This window comes from Clostridium sediminicola, from assembly GCF_050402865.1.
Taxonomy (GTDB): Bacteria; Bacillota; Clostridia; order Clostridiales; family Clostridiaceae; genus Clostridium_AF; species Clostridium_AF sediminicola.
In genome coordinates, this window is the sequence record NZ_BAABMF010000017.1 from 13,964 (window position 1) to 35,658 (window position 21,695).

Sequence of the window (21,695 nt, forward strand, 5' to 3'; positions counted from 1 at the left end):
TTTTCCTTTACAATATTGTATATTATGGTTATTCCAAAAATGCACAATATATATTAATTATGTTTCTAAATTTATTCATATTTTTGAGTTTACCCACATTTTTTTAAGAATAAATCTCTTCTTTCAAAATTCCTATGTATGGTAAGTTTCTATATCTCTCAGCATAGTCAAGTCCATAACCAACTAAGAAATAATTTTTCACTTCAAATCCTATGTACCTAACATTCGTATCTACTTCTCTTCTCTCTGGTTTATCAAGAAGACATGCTATTTCTACACTATTAGGGTTTCTTGATTTTAAATATTTAACTAAGTATTGAAGAGTATATCCTGAATCAATTATATCTTCAACAACCAGAACTTCTTTACCTTTAATTTCATGATCTAAATCTTTTAAAATCCTTACTACTCCAGATGTTTCAGTTGAGTCTCCATAACTAGATACTGCCATAAAGTCCATATTACAGTATATACTGATTTCTTTCATTAAATCAGCCATAAACGGAACAGACCCTTTTAAAATTCCAATAAGCAACAATTCTTTACCTTTGTAATCTTTACTTATTTGTTGTCCCATTTCTTTAATTCTTGCTCTTATTTTCTCTTCAGTTAAGAGAATTTCTTTGATGTCATTTTGCATTCCTTTTCCTCTCTTTCTATTATAATTTGGAGAATTCTCTTAGTATTATTGTCTATTTTATATTTATTACTAATCCCACATCCAATAATCCAAGCTATATTACCTCCAAAACAAATCATTGGTATCCTATCCCTCTCATGCTGTGGTATCTTCAAATCCATAAAATAATCTTTTACTTTCTTTCTACCCTTCATTCCTAAAGGGGAAAACTTATCTCCATTTTTCCTATACCTTAGTATTATATCATTATTTGCCTTATCATAATCAAAATATTTTATGAATTTATTATTTTTTAAGATTTTTTTACCACTTTTTGATTCAATTAACTTCATTTTCACAGTAAAACACTCTGATTGGATAAAATTTCTTTTATTGATTTCTAATCTATACTCTAAATTTTTATAATCTAATGATTTTTTCACTTCTAGCTTTTTTCTAACAATTATATCTCTATAGGTATTCATAATTTGCACATTGTCTGGTAAGCTCAATACCTTCCCTGTTTCTTTTTGTTGAATTTGAATTATATCATCTATATGTTTTTTTTCAATATTCTTCAGATTGCCTTTTATTTTTTTTATAGTATTTCTTAAAATTCTAGATAAGATTGCTCTATGTTCATTAAACGCTTCTTTTGATATCTTTATTTCATTGCTATTTTCTAAACAGTATCCATCCATCTTTTGCGAAGCTATTGTTTCCAAATAATCATTATCATCTTTCATTATATCAGCAAATCTATTTAACGTGTTAGTAATATCTCCATTAAAGTTTTCTTCAATATATGGTATTAATTCTAACCTAACTTTATTTCTTGAATAAATTGTTTCATAATTAGTCTTATCAATTCTAGGTAACAGTTTGTTATCTTCACAATAGTTTTCGATTTTTTTCCTAGTAATACTAATCAACGGTCTAATAAATATTTTATCTCTTACGGGTTTTATTCCTATTAAACCTTCTATTCCACTTCCTCTTATAAGTCTCATAAGTATTGTCTCTGCTTGATCATTAGCATGATGTGCTAGCGCTATTTTATTTGCTGATATTTTTTTCATCAAAGCAGAAAAATAATCATATCTAGACTCTCTTCCCGCCATTTCACAAGACAATCCCTTTGTTTTAGCAATCTGATGTATATCAAACCTTTTTGAATACAATGGAATATCATATTTAGAGCATATTTCACTCACGTATTTCTCATCATCATCAGAATCTTTTCCTCTTAAACCATGATTTACATGAGCAGCTACAATACGAATTTTAAGTTTATCTTTTAATTCATAAAGAATATGCAAAAGTGCTACTGAATCAGGTCCCCCTGATAAAGCCACAATTATCAAATCATCCTCTTCAATCATATTATATTTTTTTATTGTTTCTTTTACTTTTGTTATCAAACTATACACTTCCCACTATTTCTTTAAATATACTTATTTTAAGTTAAGCTTAACATTATATCTCAATGTCGTATTTGAAATAAAAGACGAACTAAATCAGTGACAAGTGATAAGTTACAAGTTAAGGATGATTTTCTTGCAGAAAATCTTTAACTAAGCCTTTATCATCTTCGATGATTGAATAATGTGCTTTTGCTGATGCAAAAGAAATCTTTTATTTAGTTAAAAGCTTTCGTTTACGAAAGGTCTACACAACTTGTCACTTATCACTTGTAACTTGTCACTATAAATTGCGAAACTCTTTTCTTCGCAATTTATCTATAATGCGAGTCAAAATTAACACTTGCCCTAAAGCATAGGATTATTTTAACATAGTTATATTAGATATTATATACTAAAACTCAAAAAAATAACTCTAAAGCTATTATACTCTTTAAAGTTATTTATAAAGTTTATCTCTAGTATAAATCATATACTTTTGATACTATAACCGTCATGTCATCTTTTGCATAGCCACCACTAAGTTTTTTAGCATTTTCAAGTATACCTTCTGCTAATTCTTTAGGTTTATTTATATTACTATATTTAATGTAATCAAGAACCCAATCATATTTTCCTGTGTGAGTACTATCATAGTCTAATATCCCATCACTCACCATAACAATAATATCTCCATTATTGATATTAGTTGAATATGCATCAATATCTGGTGTATCTAAAACACCTATTGGTAGCGTATTGGATGTTATTACCTTTACTTCTTTTCCTGTTTTTATAAAACTTGCAACAGCTCCTACTTTCATAAAATCTAGCTCCCCAGTATATAAATTAATATTCATCAAATCAACTGTTGAAAACTTTTCATCTTCAGAAAATTTCAAAGTCATAACTGAATTGACCATATTCAAGGCACTATTTTCATTAAACCCTGATTTAATCATAGTCTTCATTAAATCTATTGTTGCCTTACTTTCTTGATTAGCTTCAATACCTGATCCCATACCATCACTTATTACATTAATATACGAATCATCTTGTAATTTACCATAACAATAACTATCACCATTAAACTTATTTCCTTTTTTGCATTCAGCAGTAGCATAAGTAGACACATAATATTTAGGTGTTTCTTCGAAAACAACTCTACAAAGATTAGTATTCTTATCTATATCACATCCATCATTTCTAATACACATAGATGTTTTCAACACTTGATTGAGCAAAGGAACTATTTTTTTCACACATAATTGCACTCCACAGCATGCTGGCAGTGTAGCGTATATAACCACTCTTTCATTTTTATCATTTATGCAGTATATATCTTTGAATTTAATTCCTTTGTTTTCTAGAAGTTTTCTAACTTTTTTTTCAGTATCAAAATCCATTTTTACATCATCATTAAAATCATCTGTAAGTTCTTTGATAGATGAAGACATTCTTTTTATATGACTAGATAATAGATTCCTTGATTCGCTTACCTTTTTACGACTCATTTCACTTATAATATGGTTATTAACTATTTCCTCGGTGTTACTCATTATCAAGGTTCTTTTTATACATTTACGCTCTATTTCATGAGGTATAACACCTTTCCTTCCTTCCTCATAGTTTTCTATTAATTCCCCAAATGCGGCATAGGTAATATAGTTTTCTCTTTTCCAACATATTGAACTCATATCGCAATTACTACAAACTCTATCTGCTAATTTTTCCACAAGAGCATTACCTTTATTTTTCATAGCCAATTTATCATTTTCTGCTAGATTAAACAAAACTTCTGAAACATTCTCTAATATATTTGAATAATCAAAAAGTCTATTAGTTAACTGTGTTTTCATTTTATCTATATAATCTTTATTTAAATACCGTTGCTTTTTCTCCCAATCCAGTTCTAAAATAAATTTATTATATACCTTCCCTGGTAAAACGAAAAATATAATACACGGTATAATTACTTCAAGTAAATTAAATTCAATGCTTAAATTCGCATATAATTTTAATATTAAAAAAATCATTAAACTACTAGTACCACTTATCCATTTTCCACTATCTCTAAATAAACCTGCGATTAACCCACAAGTTCCAAATACACTTATGTATATTAGAATATTATTTGAAGACATACCTATTATTGCTCCTAATGCAATTCCTGAAGCTGCTCCTGTTGTACTGCCATTTACATATGCCATAATTAATATAAATAAAAAACCCAATAAATTTTTCAATGATAATCCATAGAAATCAAGTCCCCATGTTCCTGAAATTATTAAAGAGACTAATATCGCCATACTTAATATCTCTTCACTATTATACAAATGTTTAGTTTTAATATTTCTGAAACATATTATTGATTTACCTATCATAAAATATAATGGAAAGATACAGGTCATTTGTAAAAAAGCATTAAAGAATGCTATATTTATTGATAACCCACTAATAAAAATTTCACTTAAAATCATTTCTATAAATACTACGCCAAGAATAATTGCCAACTTTGTTTCTCTTTTAAATTTCCCAATTAAGTATGCTAGAATAACTATAGTTGATAATACAATAAAATACTCATATATATTACTAACTTTATCAATTAAGAACATATAAGCAAAAAAACTTCCTAGTGCACATGGTAATAATAAATCTTCTTCTTTATAAAAGGTCATGACTATCACAAATGCAATCCCAAAAGGTGCTATAGTTTGATCTACATTCAATAACAATACTCTGCTAACAAAAAAAGAAATACTGAAATATAAGGCTATATTTAAGAGCTTCGAATTTTCTAATTTGCTTTTACTTTTATTTCTTTTCTTCCTCACTCTATTATAAGTTGATACTTCAACTCCATATTGCACAATAAACACCTCCAAAGATTTGATTGACAGTTTAAATTATAACAAAGTTAACTGGAATTTATTGTCAATTAATCGTGCTCTAAAAAAAAAATCGTAAGACATGAGGTGTTAGAAATTTTTAAATTATTACTTTTAACGATTTTCTTTTCAGTTTTTCTTTTTATAAAAAAATATCCTTAATCACTTCAAAACTCTTGTATTTGTTTTTATCTAATGATAATTTTTATATTTTTAAGAATATAAATTATTAACATATATATATTTTTATTATAGATTTTGTCATACGATTTTTGTCATAGCAATTCAATTTGACATTTTACTTAAAAATGAAAGACACAATTGAAATAAAAGACGAACTAAAACAGTGACAAGTGACAAGTTAATGATGATTTTCTTTGAAAAAATCTTTAACTAAGCCTATATCATTTTTGATGATGGAATAAAGATCTTTTGCTACGCAAAAGGATTTTTTATATCTTTTGTTTTATTAAAAGCTTTCGTTTACGAAAGGTATCCACAACTTGCCACTTGTAACTTGTCACTATAAATTTCAAACTTGTTTCTCAATCTATAATTAATGTGCATTATAAATCACTTTAAAACTAAAATATATAAAAAAAAAGCGGCAAAGCCGATTGGCTATGGAACCTTAGGTTCCCTTCGACGACGCTATCGCATCTGAGCACCCTCCTAAAAGAAGCGGGAAATACTTCCCCTGCACCCCTTCATTTTTTATTGCATAGAAAAGTATAAATTTTATACTTTTCTATACAATAAAAAAAAGCACTTATAAATTATAAGTGCTTTCTATATATGGTAGCGGAAATAGGACTTGAACCTACGACCCACCGGGTATGAACCGATTGCTCTAGCCAGCTGAGCTATTCCGCCTCATTACATAAATATTAGATTTTTGGTTGCGGAGACAGGACTTGAACCTGTGACCTTCGGGTTATGAGCCCGACGAGCTACCAACTGCTCCACCCCGCGTTATTATATATTTAAGAATTCACAACTTGCAACACAAATAGTTTTCTTGGTATTAATGAAACTATTCAGCTTTTCAATAAGCATCAAAAAACTAATGGTTGCGGGAGCAGGACTTGAACCTGCGACCTTCGGGTTATGAGCCCGACGAGCTACCAACTGCTCCATCCCGCGTTATTGGTGCCGAAGACCGGAATCGAACCGGTACGGTGTGTTAGCACCGCAGGATTTTAAGTCCTGTGCGTCTGCCAGTTCCGCCACTTCGGCATTTGGTAGCGGAAATAGGACTTGAACCTACGACCCACCGGGTATGAACCGATTGCTCTAGCCAGCTGAGCTATTCCGCCTTAATGCATGATATTAGTTTTTTTGGTTGCGGAGACAGGACTTGAACCTGTGACCTTCGGGTTATGAGCCCGACGAGCTACCAACTGCTCCACCCCGCGTTATTGGTGCCGAAGACCGGAATCGAACCGGTACGATGTGTTAGCATCGCAGGATTTTAAGTCCTGTGCGTCTGCCAGTTCCGCCACTTCGGCATTTCTTTTTCGTCTCCGTTTGGCGACATAGACTATTATATATTAATCATTTTTCATTGTCAACACTTTTTTTTATTTTATTTTTATTTCTTTTATTTATTAAAGTTATACAGTCTATAAACACGCACTATAACTGCCTTAAGGTAAAATAAAAAAGGAACGAAAGTTCCTTTTTATCTTGTTATCCTTTTTTGGAATATTTGCCACTTTTACCATTTTGGTGCTTTTTCAAGTCTTGCGCTCTTTCTTCACTATCTTTTAAAAACTTTGATAGAGCGTCTTCAAAATTTTCTTTTACTTTTTTTTCTCTGTTTTTGTTCCAGTCAATTTCTTCTGGTCTAACAGATTTCTTTTTTGGGTTCGCTTGCTTAATTGATAAACTAATTCGTCCACCATCATCTACAGAGATAACTTTTACTTTAACTTTGTCTTGCTCTTTTAAATGTTCTTTTATATCTTTTACATATGTATCAGAAACTTCAGATATATGAACAAGACCAGTTTTCCCCTCCACTTCTACGAATGCTCCAAATTTAGTAATGTTAACTACTGTACCTTCTAAAATGCTTCCTAATATTAAGGCCATGTTAATAAAATTCCTCCTCATTGTATATAAAAAATTATTGCGAACTTATTATTGGTTTTGTTGCTCTTCATCAACTACAACTGTTTCTCCTTCTTTAATAAACCCTAGCCTTTCTCTTGCTAATTTTTCAACATATCTAAAAGTGTTGGACATTTTTATTTGATCAAGCAAATTTTTATTTTCATCTTCAACTTTTTCTAATTCCATTGAATAATTAGCTAAAACTGCTTTTTTCTTATTCATTACAATCTCTTGATGAATAAAAGTGTAACCTAAATAGATAAAAATTGCAGCTAATATTAAATTTTTCAATTTTGATTTCGATTTAGATTTATTTTTCATCTCAATACTCCTAAAATATATTATATCTATATTTTAGATGTCTTTTAATATATATTCAAGAATTATTTCTATTTTTCTTGATAATATTGTAATAAAATAGCTCTAGAGGGTATATTATTATGTTAAATAATATTCTAATTAATTTTAGGATAAAATTCAACAATTTATTTTCAAATTTTATAAAGTAATTACTAAAAAGCTTGATATACAAAAATATTCCTAAAAAAATCAAGAGATATACATACAATAAAGCATAAGCATATCCATTATATAATAAAAAGATAAAATCAAGCAAACCAACTAAAATCCAAAATAATATATCTTCAATGAATGTAAGATATCTATTTGGGTTTTCAAAACCTCTGATTATCCTATATATATCAAATAAAATCCCGGTTATTAATCCAGTTGTCAGACTAAAAAATAAAACATTTAGTTGAGTATCTAATTCCATAATCATAATTTACTCACCTAAATAATCTTGCGATTATACTTTCCTTATCACTTTTACTTTGAGTTGTAGAATAAATAATGCTATTTACCTGTCCTAGAATAATCACATCACCATATTGAACATCAAGTTTATTCATTTTCAAACCTTCGCCTTTTATAGTTAACTTCCCAAGCTTTGTATCAAGTTGTATAATGTTTTCATCAAAGGATATTACTTCTACCACTCCTGAAAGGACTAATTTATTCCTATTTTCTAAAGATAAATTACTTTTATTTATATCAACTATTTCTTTTTTTGCTTCCATGGTCACCCCTCCTACTTGTAAATATTTATATGCTATAATTGCAGTTTTTATTACTATGGATAACTAACTAAAACTACAAATCATTACAAGTCTACAAGGTATTCAATTACTCTGTGAAGGGGTTAACTATTAGTACACAGTTATGGTTGATTTTCTTCTGAATCAATAATTATCTCATACATATTCTTAGCATCAGCCTTATTGACATGACTAGCAATATTTAAGACTTTTGCTTTAAGTTCGCTTTTAGCAAACCTAATTTCTATTATATCATTTTCTTTCACTTCTGTACTGGCTTTTGCATTTTTTCCATTAATTGACACTCTACCACTTACACATGCTTCTTTTGCAATTGTTCTTCTTTTAATAATTCTAGATATCTTCAAAAATTTATCTAATCTCATACTATCCTCCTATAAAGTAGAAAAACCGTATCTCAGCTCTTTTTTAAAGAAACTATAAATACCTTCCTACGCAATATAAAACAAAAAACCCAGTATCCTGGGCTTTTATTATTTGTTAACTCTTTCTTTGAATTCTTTACCTGCTTTAAATACAGGAGCTATAGATGCTGGAATTGTTATTACTTCTTTAGTTCTAGGATTTCTTCCTTGTCTTTCAGCTCTTTCACGAGTTTCGAAAGTACCGAATCCAACTAATTGTACTTTATCTCCACCTTCTAACGCTTCTTCTACGCTTTCTATAAATGCTTTTAAAGCCATTTCTGCATCCTTTTTTGTTAACCCACTCTTATCAGCCATTTTTGCTACTAAATCAGATTTATTCACTTTTGTTACCTCCTTAAAATAATCGTAAAGATATAAGTTTTATTCTTTTTTTTATTTAAAAATCCTTCTTTTTGAAGAAATTTTTTCAAAATTTTAATATTTATTCTTTTTTGCTTCTTCCCAAAGTTTATCCATTTCTTCCAAATTCATTTCTTCTAATTTTTTCCCAGTCTTTAAAGCTGATTCTTCTATGTATTGAAATCTTGAAATAAACTTTTCTATAGTATAATTTAATGCAAACTCGGGGTCAATGTCAAGAAATCTTGCCACATTTACCAAAGTAAATATTAAATCTCCTATTTCTTCTTGTATTTTTGCCTTATTTTGGGATTTATATACCTTTTTGACTTCTTCATATTCTTCAATTATTTTATCAAATGCATAAGATACATCATCCCAATCGAATCCAACTTTAGCAGCTTTCTTTTGAACTTTTTCAGCCCTTATTAAACCTGGCAAATTTTGGGGAACTCTTTTTAGTTCCTCTGTATAGGAATTAATATCTTTTTCAACTTTTTTAATCTTCTCCCAGTTCACTAATACATCATCTGAATCTTTCACTTTAGTGTTTCCAAAAACATGTGGGTGTCTGATGGTTAATTTATTACTTATTCCTTCAATAACATCATTTACACTAAAATATCCTTCATCCTTACCTATCTGTGAATGAAATACCACTTGTAGGAGTACATCGCCTAATTCTTCAATTATTCCATCAACATCTTTATTATCTATAGCTTCAAGAACTTCATAACATTCTTCTATAAAACATCTTTTAATAGATTCATGGGTTTGTTCTCTATCCCAAGGACAGCCATCTTCTCCCCTGAGTTTTTCCATAATATTTAGCAAATCATAAAAATCCCTAGTATTATCTAAATCTTTTGGAATATAAACCGATGTCAAATAATCAATATCTTCTTGTCTATCAAGTTCATAAAGATAAATTTTTCTTATACTTTCAAGCCCCTTTACTCCAGCCGCTCTAACAAAATAAATTTCTGTGTCATCCTTGTAATACTCGCATAATTTAAGCTTAACTTCAGAAGCGATAAATTTATCATATACCTGTGTTATAACAGTGTCAACTCTTTTATCATAAATTTGATTATTTATATCAAATGCATCGATAATTTTTAATCCACCAATAGGATCAATCTGCAAACTTTCTATCATTGCATCTATAAAACTTACAGCGGGTAAAATCTCAAAATCAACGTTCTTTTCCTTGCAAAGTTTTAGTAATAAATTCACTGACTTTTCTGCTACTAACGGATGTCCCGGTACAGCATATACAATGTTTCCGGATTTTTCATGCTGCTTTATTAAATCATTTGCAATTTCACTGTAAACGTAATCAAAATCATCTGATTTCTCATATAAAAAATCGTAACTTTTATAATTCACTCCATTTTCTTTTAGCTCTTTTACGTTTGGGTGTATTTCCGTTCTAAAAAAAATATTTTCGTTATTTTTCAATAGTTTTAATGTTCCTATTGTCAATGCGTCGATATTCCCAGGGCCTAAACCTACAATTTTAATCATGCTTTTCCCTCACAATCATGAAGTTTTCTTACAAAGCTTTTTTCCTAGCCTTTTCTTAGCTTTGCTATAGTCAAAAACTCCAAATATTAATATAAATAATCCATATACTATTATACCTGTAAATACTGCCAGTACACAAGCTGATGAATTACTCATTGTTAGATTATACAACTTTGTATAGGTAAAGACAACCATAACCGACATTAAAATTGCTGCATATGCTGGCTTTATTAAAATTTCATAAAAATTAATTTTAATATTTAATTTTCTTCTTATCAAAAACATATTTAAACTAAACGAAGTAAAATAAGCTACCATTGTACTAATAACTGCACCAAAAATATTTATTTCTGGTCTAGGAATTAATATAGATGCCAAAATTATTTTTACTACACAACCTATTAATAGATTTATTATCGGCATTATCTTTGATGTTGTAGCTTGTAATATTACTGTAGTAGACTGAGTCAAAATAATAAATGGAATAGCCAAAGAAGCATATTTTAAAATATCATGTCCTCCAGCTTGACCTCTAAAAATAAGTACCATTATGGGTTTTGATAATATGTAAAGTCCACACATTGCTGGTAAAGCTATTAAAACCGAAAGCTTAAGTGCATTTGTAATGTTGTATTTTACTTTTTTAAAATCCCCCCGTGAGTATGCCGCTGAGATTATAGGAATCAAAGAAGCACATAAAGCCACTGATAGAGTCAAAGGGACATTTGATAATACAGAAGCTTTTCCTGTTAATTGGCCATATAATACTGTTGCTGATTTTAGGGAATACCCCGCTTTTAATAATTTTTGTGGGACTATTATTGAGTCAATCAAATTCATTATTGTTCCAACTGCTCCACCTAAAGAGATTGGTATAGCAAGCTTTAGAAGAGTATTCATTACTTTTGGATCATATCCTACTTTTTTTACTTTGAATTCTTTCCTTATTTTTATGTATTTACTAAATAAAAACATAGTTCCAAGAATACCACCAGCTGCCGCTCCTAAAGTAGCTCCTCCTGCTGCATATTCTACACCTTTTGGGAGCAATAGTATTGCTAACCCTATCCCTATAACAACACGTCCAATTTGCTCTAAAATCTGTGAAATAGCAGTAGGTGTCATGTTCTGCAATCCTTGAAAGAACCCTCTAAATACACCCATAATGGATATAAATATAGGAGCTATTCCTAATGCTATTAAAGAGTAATATGCTTTTATATCCCATTTAAATATGTTTATTAAGTTTTTGGAAAAAATAATCATAAATGAGCTCGTACCAATACCTATTAAAAACATTAATAATAAAGCTTCTTTAAAAACTCTAAGCGTACCTACTTCATCATTGTCTGCAATTCTTTCAGATATTATTTTTGACATTGCTAAAGGGATACCTGATGATAGCGCAATATAAAACATATACATAGGATATGCCATTTGATAATACCCTATTCCCTCATCACCTACTAAAATTGTAAGAGGTATCCTAAAAAAAATTCCGATAAATCTGGCAAAAACTCCTGCCATCCCTAGTATTAACGTACCTTTAAATAAAGATTGTCTTTTCAATTTCATCCCTCCGCGTTTTATCTATATATGGTATTTTGTCTATAGCATTTATATTAAATTTAGAGGGGTTTTATTACAAAAATAAATGGCAGTAACCCGCCATTTATTGTTCCATTTGCTTTCCTAGAAAAGAAGCTGCTGTTTCAGCCATTTTTTCTTCCATTTCACCAAACTTAACTTTATCTTCTGTTGATACTATCATAACTGCTCCAATAGCATCTCCTTCAGCAATAATTGGTGAAAAAACTTGAGATGAATATTTGCCTTCGAACTCTTCATCGTCAATTATTGGGACGAATTTATTTGAACCTTCCCCCATATTTACAGTCTGTCTTTCTTCCATAATCTTTTCTAATTCTGCACTTATTTTTTTGTCTACATATTCTTTCTTTGGTGCTCCACTAGCTGAAATGATACTGTCTTTGTCCGCTATTAAAATTATGTTCCCAATTGTTGAATGTAGAGATTCTGAATACTCTTTTGAGAAATCACTCAATTCTCCAATTGGTGAATATTTCTTAAGTATAACGCCTCCTTCTCTATCAGTGAATATTTCTAGAGGATCTCCTTCTCTTATTCTTAGAGTCCTTCTTATTTCTTTAGGTATTACTACTCTTCCTAGGTCGTCTATCCTTCTAACAATACCTGTGGCTTTCATCTAGAATTTACCTCCTTAATTATTAAAAATCTATTTCGATATTATTATCCGTACAAATATGAAATTTTATACACATTTGTATAGCATTAATTTTTATACTAAAAAAATGATGCCTTCAAGGATCTTATTTTACTTTTAAGAATCCCTGTAAGGCATCATTATTTAGATAAGTTTATCTTCATATTTTTTTATATTCGCATTTTCTTTTAATTCTTCTAAAGCAACATTAACAGCTTCATTTTGCTTTGCAATTAAAAGTTCATATTCTATATATTCTTTAGCTTCTTCAAAGGCTTTAGCTGGCTTTTCTTTTCTACTAGTGCATTGAATAAGATGATATCCAAATTGAGTTTTAACAGGATCAGATATTTCTCCTTCTTTTAACACTAATGCTCCATTCATAAAGTCAGCATCGAAACTAGTAGTATTTGCAGGAACTTCTCCTAATTCTCCACCATTATCTTTTGTTCCATCAGTTCCATATTCTTTAGCCATATCAGCGAATGTAGCTCCATCATCCAATTTTTTCTTAACTTCTTTTGCCTCATCTTCAGTTGCTACTAAAATGTGTGATAAAGCTAACATTGTAGGATCTTCATTATCTGCTGGATATTTATCTTTATATTTATCATATTGATTTTTAACTTCTTCTTCACTTACCTTAACATCCTTAAGAATATCTTCTTGTAATTTTTTGAATATTATTGTCTTTTCAAAATAATTTTTTAATATTTCTTCACTTGCACCCTGTGCTTTTAAATCTTCTAAATATTTAGCTTCGTCATCATATTGACTTTTGATTGCCTCTATTTGCTGGTTTACACCTTCACTAATTTCTTCATCTGTAGGCATCAATTCTCTTTTTTCAGTCTCTGCAACAAGAATTTTTTCTAAAATCATATTTTCTAAAACTCTTGATTTTTGACTTTTCAAATATTCCATAGCTTCTTTATTATCTTTATAGTTTTCACCGTATTGCTCTTTCGTTTTTTCAATAATAGCTCCAACTTCATAATCACTATCCAAATCTTTTCTAGTTATTTCTTCGTCATTAACTTTAGCTATGACTGTTTTATCTATAGCCGCTTGTGTTTTTTCTATAGAAGCACAACCTGCTGTAGTCACCACTAACGTACCTAATAGACAGGCTGCAACTATTTTTTTTATATTCTTCAATTTACTTTCCTCCGTTTTCAGTTTTTTATGCATAAACTAATTCTACCACAAAATTATTTTGTTTCAATAAGTGATTTTAAATGTTCAAAGAATTCTTTCAAAATATTAACTAAAAATTCTTTTTTTACTTCTTTCAATTCAAAATTAATAATAGGTTTATCACCTAAACTGAAAACTATATAATTACTGTATTCTTGGAGTATGCCATTTATAAATTCTCCACTAAAGTGATTATTGTTTTCAAATTTTATGATTACTTCATTATTTTTTTCTTTTACCTCTTCGATACCTAAAGAATTCGCTATACTTCTTAACAAAGCTATTTTCATAAGATTATCAACAGAATCTGGAATATCTGAAAATCTATCTTCTAATTCTTCTTGAATATCCATCAAACTTTCTTCTGAATCAATAGACGCAATTCTTTTATACACTTCTATTTTTTGCATTTCATCTGATATATATCTCTCAGGAATAAAGGCATCTATTTTTAGATCAACAGTAGTTTCTATTGGTTCTTTTTCAATTTCCCCTTTTAGCATCTTTATTGTGTTTTCTAACATTCTACAATATAAGTCGTAACCAACCGAAGCCATTTGACCATGCTGTGAGTTACCAATAACATTCCCTGAACCTCTTATCTCTAAATCTCTCATCGCTATTTTGAATCCAGAACCTAATTCAGTAAAATCTTTGATAGCTTTCAATCTTTTTTCAGCAACTTCAGACAATATCTTGTCAGGTTTATATGTCAAATAAGCATATGCAATTCTATTTGTTCTACCCACTCGTCCCCGTAGCTGATAAAGTTGGGATAATCCAAACTTATCTGCATCATATATAATCATTGTATTAGCATTTTGGATATCTAGCCCGGTTTCGATGATAGTTGTACAAAGTAGTATATCATATTTTTTATCCATAAAGTCTAACATTACTTTTTCAAGTTCTCGTTCTTTCATTTGACCATGAGCAACAGCAATTCTCGCATCAGGTACAAGATTATTTAAGTATACTGCCATTTCTTTTATAGTTTCCACTCTGTTATATACAAAATATACTTGCCCATCTCTATCTAATTCTCTTAATATAGCATCACTAATTAACTGTTCATTAAATTCTACAACATATGTTTGAACAGGATATCTTTCTTCTGGAGGTGTTTCAATAACACTTATATCTCTTATTCCTGTCAATGACATATGAAGGGTTCTTGGTATTGGAGTCGCTGTAAGTGTTAATACTTCAATATTTTTCTTTAAGTTTTTAATTTTCTCTTTATGTGTAACCCCAAATCTCTGTTCCTCATCAACTACTAATAAACCTAATTCCTTGAATTGTACATCCTTCTGCAAAATTCTATGCGTTCCAATTAAAACATCTACATTTCCAGCTTTTACTTCTAAAAGAGTTTTCTTTTGTTGAGTTGGTGTTCTAAATCTACTTATCATATCTATTTTAACAGGAAAATCCGAAAATCTTTTAATTATGTTATTATAATGCTGCTCTGCAAGTATAGTAGTTGGTACTAATATAGCAACTTGTTTTCCTTCCATAACAGCTTTAAAAGCAGCTCTAAGGGCAACCTCTGTTTTACCATAGCCTACATCTCCACATAATAACCTATCCATAACTTTATTTGATTCCATATCATCTTTTATCTCTTCAATGGCTTGTAATTGGTCTGGAGTCTCTTGGAATGGAAATTCTTCTTCAAATTGTTTTTGCCATACTGTATCTTTGTTATATTTATGCCCTTTAAGGGTTGATCTTATAGCGTAAAGTTTAACTAAATCTTCTGCAATCTCATTAATTGCTCTTCTAACCTTTTTCTTTGATTTACTCCATTCATTACCACCTAATTTGTTGACTTTAGGCTGTTTCCCTTCTGAACCAACATATTTTTGTACTAAATCCAGTTGATCAACAGGAACATAGAGTTTGTCCCCTGAATTGTATTTAAGCTCTAGATAGTCCTTTTTACAATCTTGAACATCTAATTGTTTTATCCCTTTGAATACACCTATTCCATGATTGGTATGTACAACATAATCTCCAGGTTTGAGATCTGTATAACTACTTATCTTTGAAATACCCTTCCCTTTGATTCTCTTAGATTTTTTTCTTGATTTACCAAAAATATCTTTATCAGAAATAACACAAATATTTAAATCCGGATATTGAAATCCTTTTTGTTGATTCCCAAATGTTATAACAACTTTTCCTGAATCTATTTTTTCAATTTTATCTTTATAAACACAGTTTAAGCCTTCTTCTCTCAAACTACTCGCAAGTCTTTCTCCTCTTGGCCTAGTACCTGATAAAATAATAGTCTTATAATTCTTAGATTGCATTCGTTTTATATCTTCTATAAGTAAATCCATTTTTCCTTGGTAGCCACTCAAAGTTATTTGTTCAAATCTCAAGTGCCTCCTTTTCATTAATTCATTTTGAGAACTTGACTTAGCTATTGGATTAAATGCTACAAGGTTTGTATTTTGTAAATAACTATAAAAACTTTCTTTATCAGAGATTAGTTCTGCTTGTTTAGGAAGTACATTACCTCTTTGTAAATAATTTTTATAATCATCTTGAAATTCAAAAAATACACTATTAGCTCTATTTAGAGTTCTAACTTCATCATCTAAAATTACTATGAAGTCTTTCATATAATCAAATAGAGTATACGTGTTATCATAAAAATATGGCAAATAACTTTCTATAGTATCGAAAGTTCTATGTTCCTTTAACAACTCAAGATTTCTATTTATTGATTTACTAGTCTTATCAATATCTTCATCATCTGATAATTTTTGAATCAGATGATCAAAATCCTTTTGAATTCTTTCTGCTCCTTTAGCTATTTCATTATCCGTTAGTATAAGTTCTTTTGCTGGAAAAATCTCAATATTATTTACTTTTTCTATACTTCTTTGAGATTCAATATTAAAGTTTCTTATAGAATCAACTTCATCATCAAATAATTCTATTCTATAAGGAAGAGCCTCTACCGGAGAGTAAATATCTATTATGCCACCCCTAATAGAAAATTGGCCTTTTGAATCAATCATATTTACACGTCTGTAACCACTGTCTATTAATATTTGGACTAATTCATCTACATTAATTACATCTCCTAAAGATATTTTCACTGTATTTTTCTTATACAATTCTGGAGATACACACGCAGCCATCATAGATTCTATACTAGTAATAATTATTTTCTTTTTATTATTCAATATTTCTTTTATGACTTTTAAACGCTCCCACCTCAAGTCACCTGAAACAGCATAAACGTTGTAAAAAACTACAGGCTTTGATGGCAGAAAATAAACGGAAGGATAATAAAAAGACAAGTCTTCATACATATTTTTGGCTTCAACATCAGAACTTGTTATTATAAAAGTTGATTTATCGCTTTTATGGAATAATGAATATATTAAATAAGCTTTACCTGAATCCGAAAGTCCATTTATTTCTAAAGGAAGTCTTTTTTCTCTAATATCATCCATGATATTTATAAAATCATTACTGTTCAATAAAGGATCTATTAATCCTTTCAATCTCATTACATAACACCTCACAAACTAGATATCTAGCGTAAACCCATTGTATTTATTCATAGCTTCATCTACATTATCTAATATTATTGTTTCTGTAGCTAATATAACAGCATCAAGAGTCTTTTCTATTCTTATTCTATCATCTTTTGAAAAGTTTTCCAAAACATGATTTACTAAACTATTTTTATCAGGTCCTCCTACCCCTACTTTTATACGCAAGAATTCATTGGTAGATAAGTGAGCTATAATGTTTTTAATACCGTTATGCCCACCAGCACTTCCTTTTTTTCTGATTCTTATTTTACCTACTTCTAAACTTATGTCATCATATATAACTATAATTTTTTCAAGTGGTATATTGAAATAATCCATTATTTCTCGTACACTCTCACCACTTAAATTCATATATGTCTGTGGCTTTAAAAGGTATACTTTTTCCCCTTTTATATCTCCAACTCCATACATACCTTTAAATTTTTTCCTATTGACTTCAATATTATACTCATCTTCCAATAAATCTATAGCATCAAATCCAATATTATGTCTCGTGTGTTCATATTTTTTACCAGGATTTCCTAATCCAACTATTAAATACATATACTTACCTCCAAACTCTAGCAACAATCTATATTTAATGCACAGTTCACAATTCACAGTTAAAGATATCCACAATTGTGCATTGTGAATTCATAATTGTGAATTGTTTATAGATAAACTTACACAGTATTTTATCTATAAACATAATACCCTAAAAGTAAAAAAATATAAAGCCCTGTTTAACGGGCTTTATTCCTCTTTAAAATCCTTTAATTCTACTTCCACATCAATATATTCTTTATCTCTCCATATTTTACAGGAGACTTTATCTCCAATATTATGACTCTCAACTATGCTAATTAAATCATCAAATTTCACGACTATACTTTCATCAAACTCCACTATTATATCACCGACATTAATATGAGCAGCATCAGCTCCACTGCCTTCCATAACATCAGCTACATATACTCCTCGAACTTCTTCAGAGTCACTTCTTAAAGCTGTTCTACATCGAATTCCCATTCTAGGTCTTGATACTCTCCCACTTTCCATCAATTCATCAATGATTTTCTTTGCTTCATTTATTTTAATTGCAAATCCCATACCTTCTGTATTATTAAGTACATTACTAACTTTCAAACTATTTATACCAATAATTTCACCTTTAATATTGCACAACGCCCCTCCACTATTTCCAGGGTTTATTGCAGCATCAGTTTGAATAACATTATAAACTGTATCTTGAAGTCTTATTTTTCTATCAGTAGCACTTATTATTCCAGCAGTAACTGTACCTGCAAATTTTTCACCTAAAGGATTCCCAATAGCTATTGCTGTATCTCCAACTTTTACTGAGGTAGAGTCACCTAGCTTAGCAGCTGGTAAATTCCCAACATCTATTTTTATAACAGCTAAATCAGAAATACTATCTACTCCGATTACTTTTGCTAAAATAGCATCTCTCCCATTAGGCAGTTTAACATATACTTTTTCTAACTCCTCAATAACATGATAGTTAGTTACAATGTACCCATTTGATTCAAATATTATTCCGGAACCAACACTATTTTGCTCCATAAGTTCATTGTCTGAAATACTTGTAATTCCTACTACCGCTGGACCTACTTTTTCAGCCACTTTATTTATTGAGTAATCTTCATTACTTACCCCAACTATTCCATTCAGTACTTTATCACTTTCTTTTAATTTTAGTTCGTCGATTTTTTTATTTACTATAAAAGAGGCAGTTGCTGCTCCTGACAAAGATGCTATCAAAACAAAAATTACTCCCCTTAAAAAAATCTTAATCCATTTAGATTTTCTTTTTCTTTTCTTAAAATTTATATTACCAAAATGGTGATCTTGAATTTCTTCAAAAGAAACGTTTTGAATATCTTCTTTGACAAAATCATTTTTATTACTATTCATCAATTCACCTCCTAATTAAAGATAAACCATACTAAAACTTAATCTAAACATATACAAAAGCTCAGGCTTCAATGAGTCTTGGACTTGTTTTAATTTATAGTTGAAGTTGTATGTCTATGTATTTATTATAGAAAATTATTCTGAATTAGATATGAACAAACTATTATAATTTGTTAACTTTCATTTTACACTTTTTTTAATGTAAAAGAGAATGTTACTCCACCATCTTTCCCATTTTCAACCCAAATTTCTTCATCATGTTCAATAATAATTTTTCTTACAATTGATAATCCCAGACCTGTACTAACCTTTACAGTTCTTGATTTATCCGATTTATAAAATCTATCCCAAATATATCTGAGTTCTTCTTCAGGGATACTCGCCCCATCATTGTAAATACTCACGTATACTTTCTTACCTCTTGTTTTTGTTTTTATTTCAACATATCCTTCATTATTAGAATATTTAATTGCATTATCTATTAAGTTTGTAAGTACTTGAGAAATTCTATCTCTATCTGCAAACACATTCAAATCATCTTCTAGCCATACATCCATATTAATTTTTTTAGCTTTTACTACTGCTTCAAATTTTATCACAGAAGCCTTTATTATCTCATTTAAATCGTTTTCCATCATATGTAATTTGAATTTCCCCTCTTCAATAGCACTTAAATCTAGTAAATCATTTATCAATCGTGTCAACCTTTGAATTTCATCATGAACTATATTCAAATAATAATTTTCTTTGGATTTTGGTATAATTCCATCTAAAATTCCGCTTATGAACCCTTTTATCGATGTAATGGGGGATCTAAGCTCATGAGAAACATTGGCTATAAAAGATTTTCTATTAATTTCAACTTTTTCTAATGAATCCGCCATAGTATTAAATGCATCCGCTAAAGCACCTATTTCATCATTAGACTGTATATCAACCCTTTTATCAACCTCACCATTGGAAATTTTTTCAGCCACACTATTGATTTTTGATAATGGTCTGATAATTATTCTCTGTGAGAAGTAATGAATTACTACTAAAGATAAAATTATTGCAATTGCTGCAGATATCCAAATAATCTCATAAACCTTTTGCAGCGGTTCTTTTATATGACTAATAGGAGTACTCATTAATATTACTCCTTTAAAGACATCATTATAAAATATAGGAATTTCAAAGACATGTGACGGCATTTTAAAAGTTTCGTTAAAAACTTCTCTCTTTTCAACACTTTTTCCCATACGCAAATCAGATAATTCTTCTGTTATGACTTGAGTACCTATTAAGTTCTGATAATCATCTTTTGAAGTTGCATACAGATAGCCATATGTATCCATCAATAAAATATCTGAGTCTGAATATCTTGCAACAGATTTTAATATATCTGTTATTCTTTGAGAACTAATTTTATTGTATAGGTAATTTATCGAACTTGTAGCCACATACTGTGCTTCTGTATCTAACTGTTCTTTTCTCTGCTGAAAATAATACCCTTCAAACCAATAAGAGAGAAATGCTGCCAGAATCACAAAACTCATTGAAATAATAAGTGTATATGTTAAAACCATTTTAGAAAATAATCCTTTTTTCCTCATTATTCCACCTCGAACTTATATCCAACTCCCCAAACAGTCTTTATGCTCCAATTGCTTCCGCCTTCTATTTTTTCCCTTAACCTTTTTATATGAACATCTACAGTTCTAGAATCGCCTGGATAATCATATCCCCATACTTCACACAACAATTGTTCTCTTGTAAAAACTCTCTTTTTATTACTTGCTAAAAAATATAGTAATTCAAATTCTTTAGGTGGCATCTTGATTTCTTTATTTTCATATAAAACGCTATAAGAGTTTACATCTATAGTTAAATTATCAAATTCTAGTACTTCTTTATCAGTGCTTTCTACGTTATATCTTCTCATAACCGCTTTTACTCTTGCTACCATTTCTTTTGGTTCGAAAGGTTTTACAATATAATCATCAGCACCTAACTCTAATGCTAATACTTTATCAAAAGTTTCTCCTTTTGCAGTAAGCATAATGGCAGGAGTTTCGAACTCTTTTCTTATCCATTTCAATACATCTATCCCATCTACATATGGAAGCATAATATCAAGTAGCACTAAATCAGGTTTAAACTCCAAGAATACCTCTTGCGCATTTTTTCCGTCATTACTTACTCTAGTCATATATCCAGAACTTTCTAGATACATCTTTATAACTTCACATATATTTTCATCATCATCAACGATTAATATTTTTCCCATTGTTCCTTCCAAAATTATTCCTCCTCAAAATTATAGACTTCTACTATAAGATATC

18 protein-coding genes and 7 tRNA genes are annotated in these 21,695 nt (G+C 29.6%); all 25 read right to left on the bottom strand.

Annotated elements, in window-relative coordinates; genetic code table 11:
* Nucleotides 1-103 precede the first annotated feature (103 nt).
* The gene (hpt, locus tag ACQ3F0_RS20615; protein WP_428867617.1) at nt 104-640 is read right to left on the bottom strand and encodes a hypoxanthine phosphoribosyltransferase; all 537 of its coding nucleotides are present in this window, start codon (nt 638-640) and stop codon (nt 104-106) included.
* Nucleotides 610-2,040 (bottom strand): tRNA lysidine(34) synthetase TilS, encoded by a 1,431-nt coding sequence (gene tilS, locus ACQ3F0_RS20620; RefSeq protein ID WP_428867618.1) that lies wholly within the window; start codon nt 2,038-2,040, stop codon nt 610-612. Before tilS ends, hpt begins: the two co-directional genes overlap by 31 nt.
* 458 nt (nt 2,041-2,498) lie before the next feature.
* The gene (spoIIE, locus tag ACQ3F0_RS20625; protein WP_428867619.1) at nt 2,499-4,892 is read right to left on the bottom strand and encodes a stage II sporulation protein E; all 2,394 of its coding nucleotides are present in this window, start codon (nt 4,890-4,892) and stop codon (nt 2,499-2,501) included.
* A gap of 814 nt (nt 4,893-5,706) precedes the next feature.
* Nucleotides 5,707-5,783, bottom strand: a tRNA-Met gene (locus ACQ3F0_RS20630).
* 23 nt (nt 5,784-5,806) lie between these two features.
* Nucleotides 5,807-5,882: transfer RNA gene (locus ACQ3F0_RS20635), tRNA-Met, on the bottom strand.
* A gap of 95 nt (nt 5,883-5,977) precedes the next feature.
* Nucleotides 5,978-6,053: transfer RNA gene (locus tag ACQ3F0_RS20640), tRNA-Met, on the bottom strand.
* Nucleotides 6,054-6,057: 4 nt separating this feature from the next.
* Nucleotides 6,058-6,146 (bottom strand) — tRNA-Leu (locus ACQ3F0_RS20645).
* Between the two features lie 3 nt (nt 6,147-6,149).
* A tRNA-Met gene (locus tag ACQ3F0_RS20650) sits at nt 6,150-6,226 on the bottom strand.
* A gap of 23 nt (nt 6,227-6,249) precedes the next feature.
* Nucleotides 6,250-6,325: transfer RNA gene (locus ACQ3F0_RS20655), tRNA-Met, on the bottom strand.
* 4 nt (nt 6,326-6,329) lie between these two features.
* A tRNA-Leu gene (locus ACQ3F0_RS20660) sits at nt 6,330-6,418 on the bottom strand.
* A gap of 181 nt (nt 6,419-6,599) precedes the next feature.
* Entirely contained in the window at nt 6,600-7,004 is a 405-nt protein-coding gene (locus tag ACQ3F0_RS20665) for a S1 domain-containing RNA-binding protein (RefSeq protein WP_428867620.1), read from the bottom strand.
* 48 nt (nt 7,005-7,052) lie between these two features.
* Complete coding sequence (locus ACQ3F0_RS20670; protein WP_428867621.1) at nt 7,053-7,346, bottom strand: FtsB family cell division protein; 294 nt, start codon at nt 7,344-7,346, stop codon at nt 7,053-7,055.
* Nucleotides 7,347-7,401: 55 nt separating this feature from the next.
* Complete coding sequence (gene yabQ, locus ACQ3F0_RS20675; RefSeq protein ID WP_428867622.1) at nt 7,402-7,806, bottom strand: spore cortex biosynthesis protein YabQ; 405 nt, start codon at nt 7,804-7,806, stop codon at nt 7,402-7,404.
* A 7-nt stretch (nt 7,807-7,813) separates the two neighbouring features.
* On the bottom strand, nt 7,814-8,104 hold the full coding sequence (gene yabP, locus ACQ3F0_RS20680) for a sporulation protein YabP (protein WP_428867623.1): 291 nt from the start codon (nt 8,102-8,104) through the stop codon (nt 7,814-7,816).
* A gap of 140 nt (nt 8,105-8,244) precedes the next feature.
* A complete protein-coding gene (locus ACQ3F0_RS20685; RefSeq protein ID WP_428867624.1) occupies nt 8,245-8,508 on the bottom strand; it encodes an RNA-binding S4 domain-containing protein in 264 nt (87 codons plus the stop codon).
* A gap of 108 nt (nt 8,509-8,616) precedes the next feature.
* Nucleotides 8,617-8,892 (bottom strand): HU family DNA-binding protein, encoded by a 276-nt coding sequence (locus ACQ3F0_RS20690; protein ID WP_428867625.1) that lies wholly within the window; start codon nt 8,890-8,892, stop codon nt 8,617-8,619.
* 93 nt (nt 8,893-8,985) lie between these two features.
* Nucleotides 8,986-10,437, bottom strand: coding sequence for a bifunctional methyltransferase/pyrophosphohydrolase YabN (gene yabN, locus ACQ3F0_RS20695; RefSeq protein ID WP_428867626.1), 1,452 nt, complete (start codon nt 10,435-10,437; stop codon nt 8,986-8,988).
* A 15-nt stretch (nt 10,438-10,452) separates the two neighbouring features.
* The gene (locus tag ACQ3F0_RS20700) at nt 10,453-12,006 is read right to left on the bottom strand and encodes a putative polysaccharide biosynthesis protein (protein WP_428867627.1); all 1,554 of its coding nucleotides are present in this window, start codon (nt 12,004-12,006) and stop codon (nt 10,453-10,455) included.
* Between the two features lie 103 nt (nt 12,007-12,109).
* Nucleotides 12,110-12,664, bottom strand: a complete 555-nt coding sequence (gene spoVT, locus ACQ3F0_RS20705) for a stage V sporulation protein T (RefSeq protein ID WP_428867628.1) — start codon at nt 12,662-12,664, stop codon at nt 12,110-12,112.
* Nucleotides 12,665-12,826: 162 nt separating this feature from the next.
* Nucleotides 12,827-13,840 (bottom strand): peptidylprolyl isomerase, encoded by a 1,014-nt coding sequence (locus ACQ3F0_RS20710; RefSeq protein ID WP_428867629.1) that lies wholly within the window; start codon nt 13,838-13,840, stop codon nt 12,827-12,829.
* A 53-nt stretch (nt 13,841-13,893) separates the two neighbouring features.
* On the bottom strand, nt 13,894-17,409 hold the full coding sequence (gene mfd, locus ACQ3F0_RS20715) for a transcription-repair coupling factor (RefSeq protein ID WP_428867630.1): 3,516 nt from the start codon (nt 17,407-17,409) through the stop codon (nt 13,894-13,896).
* Between the two features lie 18 nt (nt 17,410-17,427).
* Entirely contained in the window at nt 17,428-18,000 is a 573-nt protein-coding gene (gene pth / locus ACQ3F0_RS20720) for an aminoacyl-tRNA hydrolase (protein ID WP_428867631.1), read from the bottom strand.
* A 189-nt stretch (nt 18,001-18,189) separates the two neighbouring features.
* Nucleotides 18,190-19,371, bottom strand: a complete 1,182-nt coding sequence (locus tag ACQ3F0_RS20725; RefSeq protein WP_428867632.1) for a S1C family serine protease — start codon at nt 19,369-19,371, stop codon at nt 18,190-18,192.
* 185 nt (nt 19,372-19,556) lie between these two features.
* The gene (locus ACQ3F0_RS20730; RefSeq protein ID WP_428867633.1) at nt 19,557-20,966 is read right to left on the bottom strand and encodes an ATP-binding protein; all 1,410 of its coding nucleotides are present in this window, start codon (nt 20,964-20,966) and stop codon (nt 19,557-19,559) included.
* Nucleotides 20,966-21,652 carry a response regulator gene (locus tag ACQ3F0_RS20735; RefSeq protein ID WP_428867634.1) on the bottom strand — a complete coding sequence of 229 codons (687 nt, stop codon included), beginning with the start codon at nt 21,650-21,652 and terminating at the stop codon, nt 20,966-20,968. Before ACQ3F0_RS20735 ends, ACQ3F0_RS20730 begins: the two co-directional genes overlap by 1 nt.
* Between the last annotated feature and the right edge of the window lie 43 nt (nt 21,653-21,695).

Bases quoted from the DNA above. Each gene is read 5' to 3' on its own strand.
- hpt (WP_428867617.1), bottom strand. From the start codon at position 640: ATGCAAAATGACATCAAAGAAATTCTCTTAACTGAAGAGAAAATAAGA.
- ACQ3F0_RS20665 (WP_428867620.1), bottom strand. From the start codon at position 7,004: ATGGCCTTAATATTAGGAAGCATTTTAGAAGGTACAGTAGTTAACATT.
- ACQ3F0_RS20670 (WP_428867621.1), bottom strand. From the start codon at position 7,346: ATGAAAAATAAATCTAAATCGAAATCAAAATTGAAAAATTTAATATTA.
- yabQ (WP_428867622.1), bottom strand. From the start codon at position 7,806: ATGATTATGGAATTAGATACTCAACTAAATGTTTTATTTTTTAGTCTG.
- yabP (WP_428867623.1), bottom strand. From the start codon at position 8,104: ATGGAAGCAAAAAAAGAAATAGTTGATATAAATAAAAGTAATTTATCT.
- ACQ3F0_RS20685 (WP_428867624.1), bottom strand. From the start codon at position 8,508: ATGAGATTAGATAAATTTTTGAAGATATCTAGAATTATTAAAAGAAGA.
- yabN (WP_428867626.1), bottom strand. From the start codon at position 10,437: ATGATTAAAATTGTAGGTTTAGGCCCTGGGAATATCGACGCATTGACA.
- spoVT (WP_428867628.1), bottom strand. From the start codon at position 12,664: ATGAAAGCCACAGGTATTGTTAGAAGGATAGACGACCTAGGAAGAGTA.
- mfd (WP_428867630.1), bottom strand. From the start codon at position 17,409: ATGAGATTGAAAGGATTAATAGATCCTTTATTGAACAGTAATGATTTT.
- pth (WP_428867631.1), bottom strand. From the start codon at position 18,000: ATGTATTTAATAGTTGGATTAGGAAATCCTGGTAAAAAATATGAACAC.
- ACQ3F0_RS20725 (WP_428867632.1), bottom strand. From the start codon at position 19,371: ATGAATAGTAATAAAAATGATTTTGTCAAAGAAGATATTCAAAACGTT.
- ACQ3F0_RS20730 (WP_428867633.1), bottom strand. From the start codon at position 20,966: ATGAGGAAAAAAGGATTATTTTCTAAAATGGTTTTAACATATACACTT.